Here is a 12,331-nt window from a genome sequence, read left to right as displayed (position 1 = left end):
CTATTTCTTTTTATTTTTTAATTTGTTTAACACAATGATGATAATAAGGGCGATGAATAAACCAATTGAAAAGAGAAGCCAAAACGTAGAATTTCCTTCTTCGTCCATCCCATTTAAAAACCCTAAATTTTCTTCGGTTAAGTGACTTTCATCTTCTTTTTCATCAGAAGGTAATTTAAAATGTTCTTTTAAAGTTGTAATGATAAAAGAAGTTTTCTCTTTAAATACATCCTCATCTGTTCCTTTACTCCCGATACCGAACAAACCAGGATTACCAAGTGCTTTTAAAGCGTCATCGAATGCTTTGTACACGTTATCCGATGTTTCTTGGTCAGCTCTTTCGACTAAAAGTGGCTCCATTACATTGAATGTTCCACGAGCTTTTGCTAACAAAAGCTTTGCCTGCCCATAATCTTCAAACTGATCTTCTGCAAAATGCAATCGACGTTCGACATTAAGGAGCATCGCATATTGATAAGACTCTAACAACAATTCTTTATCTTTCTCTTCAAAAGCTGTTTCAATTAGAGGTTGAGTAGCTTTAAAATAAAGGTCAAAGTCTTTTTCATATGTATCATATACGGAACGCGCACGATCCCAATCATCCGCTTGTAAATGCTTATCCATTTCTTTATACGCTTCCGCCATTTGCTCTTCTCCTGGATCTCCATATGAATAGGCAGATGCTTGTTGAACAAAGGTGGTATTGAGAATTAATATCAATATTGAACAAAAAAATAAGATCTGTTTTTTCATCTTTTACTCCTCCACAATGATAATGATAATGATTATCAAAAATGTTGTCAATAAGGTATCTGCTTTTTTCAGAAAATAAAGTGAAAGCAACTCATTTCATTCGGCATTTTATTTTCTATCAAAAACATGTACCCAAAATTCTCTACTCATCCATTTTATTGAATGATAGTAGAAAGAATTTTGGGTACGCATCAATCCATTTGACTAGCGCTGTGCCTTTTCGTTTGGTAGAAAATGCGTATTATGCTTAACATTCACTTTCTCAACTGGACGTCTCATCTCTTGTATAATGGCTGGCAATACACTGCTCATATATGACTTAAATTTAATAAACGACTTTCCTGTTTTTCGCACTTGATACTGAATAGGAATTTCTTTCATTCGAAAACCTTTTCTCACTAAATTCAACGTAATGACCTGCGCATAGTTATAATCATGAATAATTTCAGCATGAATCATTGCTTGATACGTAAAAGCTCTCATCCCCGACTGTCCATCATGAATCCAACGTCGCAATAAAATAGACTGCACGAGTGTAAAGCAGTAGTTTCCTAATCGGCGATGCAATTTCATTCCTTGTATTGTTCCTAAAAAGCGAGAGCCCATTGTATAATCCGCTTCTCCTTGAAAAATGGGTGCTAATAAATCTGGAATCTGCTCAGGTGGATATTCATTATCAGCATCAATCATTACCCCTATATCTGCACCACGCTTCACGCACTCTTCAAGACCTAATCGAACAGCAGCTCCTAGTCCGCGATTTGATTCAGTTTGTACAATATAATCTGCTCCTGCTTGTTTTGATACTTCAACTGTTCGGTCAGTAGAGCCATCATCTATGACAAGCACCTCTACTTTGACAGCTGGATGAAACACACGTGGAATACGAGAGATCACCTCTCCAATTACATCTTCTTCGTTATGTGCCGGTAAAAAAACCATCACATGTTGTTTTCTCAATGCTGCTCTTCCTTTCTAATCGCTTCTTTTAGCACACGCCCTCGACTATGACTAGGATAAGGAGCTCCTAATAAATAAGCAATGGTTGGAGCAAGTGAAACTAAGCTCTGCTTTTCATTCACTACTTTTCCTTTTTCAATATGTGGACCATGTACAAAAAATGGAACATACCGCTCTCCTTCATCTAAATGGCCATGTCCACCAATTCCATCGGCTTGTCCATGATCTGCACAAATGACTAGTGTCGTATTGTCCATTTTCCCTTCTTTCTCTAACCACTTTACATACTCTTCAATAAGAGCGTCTGCTTCTTCAATCTTTTCAATGTACTCATTATATAAAACACCACGACTATGACCAATTTGATCCGTTCCAATTAACTGAACAATAAAAAGATCAGGATCTTGTTCTTTCATTACTTGTTTGGCTCGTTCAATGATGTTGCGGTCTGCTTGATCTTTGTTCATAACTGCCGTAAATGTCTCAACATCTTTCCCCATGGAATCAACAAGGTGAGCAACTGCTAGCATACGTCCTTTTTTGTTGACTTTACGTAGAGAGTCAAAAATGCTTTCTACTTTTATACCTAGTTTCCAAACCATATTTGATTTGATTCCATGTTCAAACGGATATGTTCCTGTAAACATAGAAGTAAAGCAAACGACAGTACGAGCCGGATAAACCGTCTCCATTTGAGCATAATCGGTTCCTTCTTTTCTTAACTTATCTAAAAATGGTGTCTTTGCTTCCTCAAATCTTTCTTTTCTCATCCCATCTACAACAATCACAACAACTTTATCACTTAAAGGTTTTGATGGTGCTTCATCTTCTGTATACGTAGGAATCACTTTTGGCTTCCAATCAAATAAATAACGATGCAAAATGAATGTAAATACAAAAAGAGCTCCATAAAAAAGAAGCAATGTCATAAGATCGACTGTAATGGCAGACAATCCACTTACACGAACCTCTTCAAAGTAAAATGACCATAATGATAAAATTAACAAAAACTTAGGTAACTGTTCTTGAGCGTTTCCACTCGTAGAATCACTATTTTTCAGCACTAGCTTCCAAAAGCGTGTAAAGTTCAACCATGATGTACCAATTCTTAAGTGGTAATATAATGTTCCCCAAAAAAGGATAGTAAAAAAGAAGTATAACCCCGCTGCAAATAACAATAACGACAATGAATATTGCTGCCAAATCATTAGATAAGCAATAAACGGAATCCATAAATAATTCCTTAAAAAAAGTGGAAAATCATATAGATAATATAGAATTAGTAGCGGTAAAATCACTAAGAAACTAATGAAGAAAGACACAGCATCTTGTAGTAAAACAGAAAAGTAAAATAAACTCATGGTTCCTACTACAAAGATTGGTGTGAAAGGTTTCCCTTCATTAAGCAAATTCCAGCATCGCGCTGCTACTTTCTCAAATGATGATGCTTGTTTCATACGTTTTTTTGCTCTCCCCTCTCTCGTATCCATTCACGAATTTGACGAATAGATATAGGCATGACAATGATGCAAATAGCTCCTACTAAATACGAATAAAAAAACTTATAGCCATGACTAGTAAATGCAATAGTATAAGCTTCTTTTAAAGGAACTCCTACCATTGCAAGTGATGCACTCATCACTGTTTCATACGTAGCAATGCCTCCAGGTGTTACTTGAAAGACCTGCCCACCTACCGTCATGCTGTTTATCCATATACTTTCCATAAATGAGATTGACTCGTTTAAAATAGATGCAACTAAGAAGACAACAGCACCCTCAAAAACCCAACTCAATCCTACAAGAAAAGCAATTGCTAAAAAATGCTTTGTCATTACTTTTTCTTTGATTTCTTTTAATTTATCAAATAAAAAGTACCTGCGGTTTCTATAATAGAATAGTCCTCCTATACTTAGAAGTAAACCCACTCCTATAACAACATACAGCCACTGAAAAGAAATCCAACCAATAAGTAAATAAACACCTATAGCAGAAAAAGTGATAAGAGTCAGCATATCGAGTACCCTCATCATGATCACAGACTCAATTGCTTCTACTAAACGCAATCGTTTATTCGCTTTTTTAATAATCCCAACTCTTAAGACATCTCCCACCTTCACAGGAATAAGGTGATTTAAAAACAAACTATAAAACAAAGCTATTAAAGCACTTTTAAATGTGATTTTATGGTTTACGTATAACTTCCAAGCAATTGCTCTTAAAAAAAAGGCAATGGTATAGCAAATGGTTAAAGTTAGTAGTAACAGAGGTGAGGTAAACACAAGATAAAATGCCTTAGTCAAATACGTAACATCAAGAGCTTGCATCGATAGTACAATAAAAGCAACGATTAATAATAGACTTACAAAAGCAGATATATATTTAAGGCGCTTCATAGCCTTTAGCCCACTCAACTGTCCTTGCAATTCCGTCTTCAATTGTTACACTTGGGTTATACGACAATAACTGTTGAGCTTTCGTAAGATCCGCCCATGTATTTCTCACATCCCCAATCCTTGATACTTCTCGCTCAATTTTTAAATGCGGAAAATGCTTCTGGATAATAGTTGTTAGCTGTTCAATTGTAACAGGTGCAGAGGATCCTAAATTAAATGTTTCGTTTTGATGGTTATGCCACATAGCGGCTTCGATTCCCCTAACAATATCATCAATATACGTATAATCTCTTGCTGTATGCTGGCCATAAATAGTAATAGGCTCATGATGAATGGCAGACTGAATAAAGTTACCAATTGCCATATCGGGACGTCCCCAAGGTCCATACACAGTAAAAAAACGCAAAATCGTTAAACTGTATCCAAAGATAGACTGATAGGCATGACAAAAAGCTTCTGCACTATACTTCGCAGCAGCATATGGAGAAATGACCTTTCCGTTAGCCATCTCTTCTTTCATGGCCTTCTCATGATGATCACCGTAAACGGAAGAGGATGAAGCGAACATAAAACGCTTAACCCCTACTTCACCTGCTGCCTTTAGTGTATTAATGGTTGCTTTCACATCATAATCAACATATTCTAATGGCTTTTCTAATGATTGCATAACGCCAGGAATAGCAGCTAAATGAATAACAACTTCTGGTTGCTCAACTTCAAAAATTTCTTTTGTTTTTACCTCATCTAATAAATTCACTTCATAAAAGCGAAATGATCCAGCTTGTCTCACATGTGCTAACTGCTGTTTTTTTCGATTAATTGAATAGTATGGATGCAACATATCAACAATGGCTACATCATGACCTTTTTCAATAAAATTTTTGCTTAAGTGGCTACCAATAAAACCTGCACCACCAGTAATTAAAACCTTCACCATTTACACCTCTTCCATCCAAACTTATAACTTCTATCCTAGCTGTTTATGAATGTGTTTTCAATTTACAAGTTATAAGCACAAGCAAAAAAGCCGCTACATATGCGGCTTTTAATGATGTTTATTTTGTAAGTGTTTCAAGAGTCATAAGAATTTGCTCACTCTGTGTTGCTGCTTCTTCTTTATTATTCTCAGCAATTGCATTAAACCAAGCTTCTGCTTGTTTCATTGTTTCAGCATACTTTTCTTCGCCTAGCTTTTCTTTTCCTTGAATTTCAATTGCTTTTAAGAACATATTTCCTTCAAGTGCTTTTACTTGAGCTTCTGTTACATTTCCGTTGTCAAGCTCAACTGGTGCTTTTTCATGATAACTTTTAACTTTACCAACAATCGCTTTAACAAACAAGCTGTTTACCTCATCTGCTTTAATATCCGCTGGGTTTGTTGTGTTTAAAGTGAAAAGTTCATTTAGGCGAGTTGCTGCAGCTTCATCTCCACCAGAAAGTGATTCTTTAATAGCTTGTAAGAAGCCCCATGCTTCAGCTTGCATGTTTTGAAGTTCAATCTCTTCTTTTCCTTCTTTTACTGCTGCTTCAATTTTTTCAGCATAAGAGTTAGCTGCTAAATAGTAGCTACGATACACAGATTTATCTGTTAATTGTGTATAGATTTTGTATGAATCTACATCATTGTTTGCTAGTGCTTCTTCTTGCGTTTTTAGACCATTGTTAATGTTTTCAACTAGGCTTGCTTCACCTGTTAATTCATAATAGCCATCGCGCTTTTCAGCTGTTGGTACAATAATGTCATTTACTACTGCTTTTAATTCTTCAAATGAAGCATTTGCTGCATCCGTGTCTTTTGCTTCTAGAGCTGCAATGACATCCTGATGTAATCTCTTTTGCTTTTGGTAGAAGTAAGCTTGTGTTGTTTTATCAATCAACTGATGTGCAATAAGTGCTTCTAGCTCACCACTTTGTCCACCTGAAATTGCTGCTTCAATTGCTTGATCATATTCACCATTTAATTGGTTTACTGCCGTTTTTAAATGGTCATTATAAAGAGTAGAAACTTGTTCCCAATCTACTTCTTGTCCTTCTTTTGACTTTTCCGTTTGTGCTTTTATATCTTGAAACGCTTTAATTTCTTCTGCTGCTGTCGCTTGTTCAGTTGTTGCTTCTTCTTGTGTTTCTTCTTCAGCTTCTGTTTCTTCTACTTGCTCCTCTGCTGCTGGCTTTTCTTCAGCTTTTTCAGTAGAAGTGTTACAGCCTGCTAATACTCCTCCTGCTACGAGAACGCTTGCAAATAATGTTAGTGATTTTCTGTTTTTCATCTCTGACTTCCCCCGAACATATTTGTATGTAATTCAATGATAATGAATTTCATTAACTGTTGTTAATTATATAGAGAACGATTCTCATTGTCAATCTTATTTTAAGCTGTTTTTTGAAAATAAAAAAACCTAGCTTGAGCTAGGTTTTTTTTATTATGAATGCTTTGCAATTAATTCTGCAAGCGCTTCTTTTGGTTGGAATCCAACTACTTTATCTACTGCTTCACCATCTTTAAATAAGATTAATGTTGGGATACTCATTACGCCGAATTTCCCTGCAGTTTCTTGGTTTTCGTCTACATCTACTTTTACGATTTTTACTTTATCGCTCATTTCACCATCAAGTTCTTCAAGAACTGGTGCGATCATTTTACAAGGGCCACACCAAGGTGCCCAAAAATCAGTTAGAACTAATCCTGAACCGATTTCGTTATTGAAAGATTGATCAGTCGCATGTACGATTGCCATTGTAATTCCTCCTATATAATATACATTTAAATGAATCTAAAGAAAGTATAGCACCTAAAAATTCTTAACGCTATTTTTCTGCTCATTATGTAATTCTTCACTATCTCTATACTTCCACTGTTACTATGCCCTATTCACTTTAACTTAAACCTTCTTTCCTTCTCACTTCTAGAAGAAAGAAAATTAGTCAAAAATCAGTTCAAAAACAACCACGCATATTAACAAAACATCCTTTGCTCATCTATCCATTGATATAGATGGATTTTGAGACAAAGGATGTTTCAAGCTATTTTGAGTAAGGCATTTTTGCCCGCTTTAAGTATTATAATTATGCTGATTGTACTTTTAACTTTTTCAGTTCTTCTGTTAATAAAGGTACAACTTCAAATAAGTCTCCCACAATTCCATAATCAGCTACTTTGAAGATATTTGCCTCTGGATCTTTGTTAATAGCTACAATTACTTTTGAGTTAGACATTCCAGCTAAATGCTGAATGGCACCTGAGATACCGCATGCAATGTACAGATCCGGTGTTACAACTTTACCTGTTTGACCAATTTGCAGAGAGTAATCGCAATAATCTGCATCACACGCTCCACGTGAAGCCCCAACTGCTCCTCCTAATACATCTGCAAGCTCCTGAAGCGGCTTAAATCCTTCCGTACTTTTCACACCACGTCCACCAGCGATGACCACTTTTGCTTCTGATAAATCAACACCTTGTGTTGCTTTGCGAAGAACTTCTTTTACTACCGTACGTAAATCTTTTACATCTACACTTAGAGAAGTTACATCTCCAGTGCGATTCACATCTTTTTCAAGCGGTGTAATGTTATTTGGTCGAATAGTGATGAAAATAAAATCATCCGTCATAATTTTCTTTTCGAAAGCTTTACCAGAATAGATTGGACGTGTAAAGACTAAATTACCACCTGCTACTTCTAATGCCGTAACATCGGAAATCAAGCCTTTATCAAGCTTAGCTGCTAATTTTGGTGATACGTCTTTTCCTAATGCAGTATGACCAATAACAAGTGCTTCAGGATTTTCTTCTTGTGTAACGGTTAGTAGCGCTTGTGAGTATCCATCCGTTGTATATGTTGCAAGCTTTTCATTTTCTACTGCAACTACACGATCTGCACCGTAATGAATTAACTCTTCACCTAGCGTTTGAACATTTTCTCCTAAAATAGCTACAACAACTTCTCCACCTTCAGAAATTGTTTTTGCTGCTGCGATTGCTTCAAAAGATACGTTACGTAATACTCCGTCTCGAACTTCTCCTACTACTAATACTTTTCTCGCCATGTTAATACCCCCGTATCATGTATTCCGTTTTATGATATTGCTTTATTTCAGATCGTTGAGCTAGCGCTCAGTCAATTAGCACCTTTACTATTTACACTACTTTCGCTTCTGAATGTAGAAGACCTACAAGTTCTTTTACTTGATCTTGAACATCACCAGATAATACACGACCCGCTTCTTTTTTAGGTGGTAAATAAATCTCAATTGTTTTTGTTTTAGCTTCTACGTCACTTTCATCTAAATCTAAGTCATCTAATTCTAACTCTTCTAATGGCTTCTTCTTCGCTTTCATAATCCCTGGTAAAGATGGATAACGTGGCTCATTTAGTCCTTGCTGTGCCGTAATAAGAAGAGGTAACGTTGTTTCAATCACTTCTGAATCACCCTCTACATCGCGTACAACCGTTGCATTCTTACCATCGATTTCTAATTTGGTAATCGTCGTTACGTAAGGAATCTCTAATAATTCAGCAACACGAGGTCCCACTTGACCTGATCCTCCATCAATCGCAACGTTACCTCCTAAGATTAAATCCGCATTTTTATCTTTTAAGTACTCTGCTAGAATCTTAGATGTTGTGTATTGATCTCCATCTTCAATTTCATCTTCAATGTTAATTAATACCGCTTTATCTGCTCCCATTGCTAAAGCTGTACGAAGCTCTTTCTCAGACTCTTCTGATCCAACTGTCACAACCGTAATCTCTCCACCGTGTTGATCCTTGACTTGAATTGCTTCTTCAATCGCATATTCATCGTACGGATTGATAATAAATTCTGCTCCATCTTCTGCAATTCGGCCGTTGCTTAACGCAATTTTTTCTTCTGTATCAAACGTTCTTTTTAATAACACATAAATGTTCATTCTGTTCCCCTCCTGAATAATTAAAAAGTTTATATGTTAAAAATCTTTAGAAAATTTACGATAAAAAATTATCTTCCTGAGAAACTAGGTTCACGCTTTTCCATAAAAGCGCTTACACCTTCTTTGGCATCATTGGAGCCAAACACTTTTCCAAATAACTGCGCTTCTTTCGCTACACCTTCATGGAATGTAGATGACTTTGTATACTGAATCAACTCTAATGTTGCTTTTACTGATACTGGACTTTTCTTCGCAATTTTCTTTGCAAGCTTGAATGTTTGCTCTTTTAATTCCTCTTCAGGATAAGCATTGTTGGCTAACGTCAGATTAGCTGCTTCCTGCCCTGAAATTGGCTCGCTTGTCAACATCATTTCAACTGCTTTTCCTGCCCCCACATATCTTGGCAGCCTTTGTGTACCAGCAAACCCTGGAATAATACCAAGTTGTAATTCTGGTAATCCTAGTTTCGCATTTTCACTTACAAGGCGAATATGACAACTCATGGCCAACTCTAATCCTCCTCCAAGTGCTGCCCCGTGAATAGAAGCGATAATTGGCTTTGGATATGTTTCGATGTATTCAAATAATTGTTGGCCCTTTTTCGCTAATTCTTCATATTCCCCTTCATTTTGAAGAGTAGTAAATTCTTTTATATCTGCTCCTGCACAGAAAAATCGCCCTTCCCCTTGTAGCACAATCACTCTTGTATTGTCATCTTCTCTTACTTCGCCTAGCACTTCTGAAAGCTCTTTCAAAATTGCTTGTGACAAAGCATTTGCAGGAGGTCTGTTTAACGTAATGGTCGTGATATATTCATTTGTTTCAACTTGTAAAAATTCCACTGTTTTGTCCCACCCCTTGTTTGAAAATATGTATTATAACGGCTTCAACCTAAGAAGGTTGAGAGCCGCCACATCCATGGATCAATAAGTGATGCACTTTTGGTGATAATTCAATTAAGTTGTATCGGTGATCATTCATCACCCATGTTGTTACTGTTTCATCGATTGTTCCAAAGATCATTTGCTTCGCCAAGCGAACATCTAAATCTTTGTGAAATTCATTTGTTTCAATTCCTGTTTGTAAAATCGATTCTACGACTTGCAAGTAACCTTTTAGCACCTCATTAATTTTCAAACGTAAATCTTTGTTTGATTGTCGTAACTCTAATTGCGTGACCTTTGCTAAATGGTGATCTTCTGCTAAAAGAGCAAAGTGCTTTTCAACTAACATATATAACTTCTCTGATGCTCTCTGTTTTCCTGCAATTTCTTCTTCAATTTTTTCAACAAATTGTCCCATTTTTTCTTGAAACAAGGAGATCAGTACGTCTTCTTTGTTTTTAAAATAAAGATAAATCGTTCCATCCGCAACGCCAGCTTGCTTTGCAATTTTAGAAACTTGTGCGTTATGATAACCGTTTTCGGCTATTACAATAACAGCAGCATCAATAATTTGTTTATATTTTGGTTTGTTTCTTTTCAATCTATTTACGCTCCTTTTAAAATATGAATGACCATTCATTCATATTTTTATAATAAAGAAACAAACGGCTTATGTCAATATTGTTTTAAAAAAAGAGAACAAAACCTGCCGTTTGTGTCTACGTTGCTTTTTTCTGTTTCTCTTTTTCTTCTTCAACAAGAGCTCTTCTTAATATTTTTCCTACTGCTGTTTTTGGTAATTCTTTTCTAAACTCATACATTCTCGGTACTTTATATGCCGCTAAATAGGTTCTAGCAAATTTGTTCAGCTCTTCCTCTGTACAAGTAGCACCTTCTTTTAATACGACATATGCCTTTACTGTTTCTCCTCGGTATGGATCTGGAACGCCAGCAACGACCACCTCTTGAATTGCATCATACTCATATAATACCTCTTCTACTTCTCTCGGGTAAATATTAAATCCACCAGCAATAATCATATCTTTTTTACGATCGACAACATAAAAGTATCCACGCTCATCCATATATCCCAAATCTCCCGTTAAAAACCATCCATCTTTTAACACAGAATCTGTTTCCTCTGGTTGATTCCAATACCCTTTCATCACTTGTGGACCTTTTACAGCAATCTCTCCTATTTCTTTTATATCTGCTTGTTCACCTGTTTCAAAGGATATAATCATTGATTCTGTATTTGGCCAAGGAACTCCAATACTTCCCGTCACTCTTTCTTCCCATACGAAGTTTGCATGTGTTACAGGAGATGTCTCAGTAAGTCCATATCCTTCTACGAGTTTTCCTCCTGTTACTTCTTCAAATTGTTCTTGTACTTCTACAGGTAACGGAGCAGATCCGCTAATACAAGAGTCAATGGAAGACAAGTCATATTTTTGTAGGTTTGGATGATTTAATAGTGCAATATAAATCGTTGGCGCTCCTGGAAACAACGTTGGTCTTTGCTTGTGAATGGTTTTTAGTGTGGTCTCTGGATCGAACTTTGGTAGTAAAATCATTTCATAGCCTTGTAGAACAGATAAAATTAACACCGTTGTTAAGCCGTACACATGAAAAAATGGTAAAACACCTAGTATTTTTTCTTCTCCTTTTTTACACTTATAAAGCCAATGTGAGCACATCATAGAGTTAGCAACTAAGTTTCGATGTGTTAACATGACACCTTTTGGAAAGCCGGTCGTTCCTCCTGTATATTGTAAAAGTGCTAAGTCTTCTTGTTTAATGTCTACAGCCGTTGGATTAGCTGATGCTACTTTCATAATCTCAGCTAGTAAATGAGTTGAGCCATGGTGCTCTACTTTAACCGTGATACCATGCTGCTTTTTTTGAATGAATGGATAAATAAGATTTTTAGGAAAAGGAAGGTAATCTTTGATACTTGTAATAATAACGTGTTCTATCTTTGTTAGCGCTTTCACTTTAGAGATACGTGGATACAATAAATCTAAAGAAATAATGAACTTAGCCCCTGAGTCATTTAACTGATATTCTAATTCTCGCTCCATATATAAGGGATTTGTTTCAACTACTGTTCCTCCAGCAAGTAATACGCCATAAAAAGCAATAACTGCTTGTGGACAGTTTGGTAACATAATGGCTACTCTTTCCCCTTTTGTTAAGCCTAGGCTCTGTAAATAGGAAGCAAATTTTAATGACTGCTCATATAACTCCCCAAACTTTACGGTTTTCCCCAAAAAGTGAATAGCGTTCTTATCGCGATATTCAACGGCTGCTTCTTCAAATAGCTCTACTAGCGTCTTTCCTCCATAGTCAATAGACACAGGTATCTCCTTTGGATATAACGCTAACCATGGCTTCGTATTTTCCATATACACTCCCCCTATATACCTA

12 protein-coding genes are annotated in these 12,331 nt (G+C 36.2%); all 12 read right to left on the bottom strand.

What is annotated here, in order from left to right; genetic code table 11:
• Positions 1 to 756 carry a hypothetical protein gene (locus tag JOC83_RS00545; RefSeq protein WP_205182502.1) on the bottom strand — a complete coding sequence of 252 codons (756 nt, stop codon included), beginning with the start codon at positions 754 to 756 and terminating at the stop codon, positions 1 to 3.
• 204 nt (positions 757 to 960) lie between these two features.
• Positions 961 to 1,716, bottom strand: coding sequence for a glycosyltransferase family 2 protein (locus JOC83_RS00540; RefSeq protein WP_205182500.1), 756 nt, complete (start codon positions 1,714 to 1,716; stop codon positions 961 to 963).
• Complete coding sequence (locus tag JOC83_RS00535) at positions 1,713 to 3,173, bottom strand: alkaline phosphatase family protein (RefSeq protein WP_205182498.1); 1,461 nt, start codon at positions 3,171 to 3,173, stop codon at positions 1,713 to 1,715. The genes JOC83_RS00540 and JOC83_RS00535 overlap by 4 nt, the downstream gene beginning before the upstream one ends.
• A complete protein-coding gene (locus JOC83_RS00530; RefSeq protein ID WP_205182496.1) occupies positions 3,170 to 4,111 on the bottom strand; it encodes a lysylphosphatidylglycerol synthase transmembrane domain-containing protein in 942 nt (313 codons plus the stop codon). Before JOC83_RS00530 ends, JOC83_RS00535 begins: the two co-directional genes overlap by 4 nt.
• Positions 4,098 to 5,048 carry an NAD-dependent epimerase/dehydratase family protein gene (locus JOC83_RS00525; RefSeq protein ID WP_205182494.1) on the bottom strand — a complete coding sequence of 317 codons (951 nt, stop codon included), beginning with the start codon at positions 5,046 to 5,048 and terminating at the stop codon, positions 4,098 to 4,100. The genes JOC83_RS00530 and JOC83_RS00525 overlap by 14 nt, the downstream gene beginning before the upstream one ends.
• 118 nt (positions 5,049 to 5,166) lie before the next feature.
• Complete coding sequence (locus JOC83_RS00520) at positions 5,167 to 6,378, bottom strand: hypothetical protein (RefSeq protein ID WP_205182493.1); 1,212 nt, start codon at positions 6,376 to 6,378, stop codon at positions 5,167 to 5,169.
• A gap of 153 nt (positions 6,379 to 6,531) precedes the next feature.
• Positions 6,532 to 6,846, bottom strand: a complete 315-nt coding sequence (gene trxA / locus JOC83_RS00515; RefSeq protein ID WP_205182492.1) for a thioredoxin — start codon at positions 6,844 to 6,846, stop codon at positions 6,532 to 6,534.
• 328 nt (positions 6,847 to 7,174) lie between these two features.
• Positions 7,175 to 8,155: an electron transfer flavoprotein subunit alpha/FixB family protein gene (locus tag JOC83_RS00510; RefSeq protein WP_205182491.1), complete on the bottom strand. Its 981-nt coding sequence runs from the start codon at positions 8,153 to 8,155 to the stop codon at positions 7,175 to 7,177.
• 91 nt (positions 8,156 to 8,246) lie between these two features.
• Entirely contained in the window at positions 8,247 to 9,020 is a 774-nt protein-coding gene (locus tag JOC83_RS00505; protein WP_205182490.1) for an electron transfer flavoprotein subunit beta/FixA family protein, read from the bottom strand.
• Between the two features lie 68 nt (positions 9,021 to 9,088).
• Positions 9,089 to 9,862 carry an enoyl-CoA hydratase gene (locus tag JOC83_RS00500; protein WP_205182489.1) on the bottom strand — a complete coding sequence of 258 codons (774 nt, stop codon included), beginning with the start codon at positions 9,860 to 9,862 and terminating at the stop codon, positions 9,089 to 9,091.
• 49 nt (positions 9,863 to 9,911) lie between these two features.
• Positions 9,912 to 10,505: a TetR/AcrR family transcriptional regulator gene (locus tag JOC83_RS00495; RefSeq protein WP_205182488.1), complete on the bottom strand. Its 594-nt coding sequence runs from the start codon at positions 10,503 to 10,505 to the stop codon at positions 9,912 to 9,914.
• Between the two features lie 118 nt (positions 10,506 to 10,623).
• Positions 10,624 to 12,309, bottom strand: coding sequence for an AMP-binding protein (locus tag JOC83_RS00490; RefSeq protein WP_205182486.1), 1,686 nt, complete (start codon positions 12,307 to 12,309; stop codon positions 10,624 to 10,626).
• Positions 12,310 to 12,331 lie beyond the last annotated feature (22 nt).

The sequence above is a fragment of the Priestia iocasae genome (genome assembly GCF_016909075.1).
Classification (GTDB): Bacteria; Bacillota; Bacilli; order Bacillales; family Bacillaceae_H; genus Priestia; species Priestia iocasae.
This window is presented reverse-complemented; position numbering and strand designations above follow the sequence as displayed.

What these genes read in the sequence shown, in the direction of transcription:
- JOC83_RS00520 (WP_205182493.1), bottom strand. Translation starts at nt 6,378, where the DNA reads ATGAAAAACAGAAAATCACTAACATTATTTGCAAGCGTTCTCGTAGCA.
- JOC83_RS00525 (WP_205182494.1), bottom strand. Translation starts at nt 5,048, where the DNA reads ATGGTGAAGGTTTTAATTACTGGTGGTGCAGGTTTTATTGGTAGCCAC.
- JOC83_RS00505 (WP_205182490.1), bottom strand. Translation starts at nt 9,020, where the DNA reads ATGAACATTTATGTGTTATTAAAAAGAACGTTTGATACAGAAGAAAAA.
- JOC83_RS00530 (WP_205182496.1), bottom strand. Translation starts at nt 4,111, where the DNA reads ATGAAGCGCCTTAAATATATATCTGCTTTTGTAAGTCTATTATTAATC.
- JOC83_RS00535 (WP_205182498.1), bottom strand. Translation starts at nt 3,173, where the DNA reads ATGAAACAAGCATCATCATTTGAGAAAGTAGCAGCGCGATGCTGGAAT.
- trxA (WP_205182492.1), bottom strand. Translation starts at nt 6,846, where the DNA reads ATGGCAATCGTACATGCGACTGATCAATCTTTCAATAACGAAATCGGT.
- JOC83_RS00490 (WP_205182486.1), bottom strand. Translation starts at nt 12,309, where the DNA reads ATGGAAAATACGAAGCCATGGTTAGCGTTATATCCAAAGGAGATACCT.
- JOC83_RS00510 (WP_205182491.1), bottom strand. Translation starts at nt 8,155, where the DNA reads ATGGCGAGAAAAGTATTAGTAGTAGGAGAAGTTCGAGACGGAGTATTA.
- JOC83_RS00545 (WP_205182502.1), bottom strand. Translation starts at nt 756, where the DNA reads ATGAAAAAACAGATCTTATTTTTTTGTTCAATATTGATATTAATTCTC.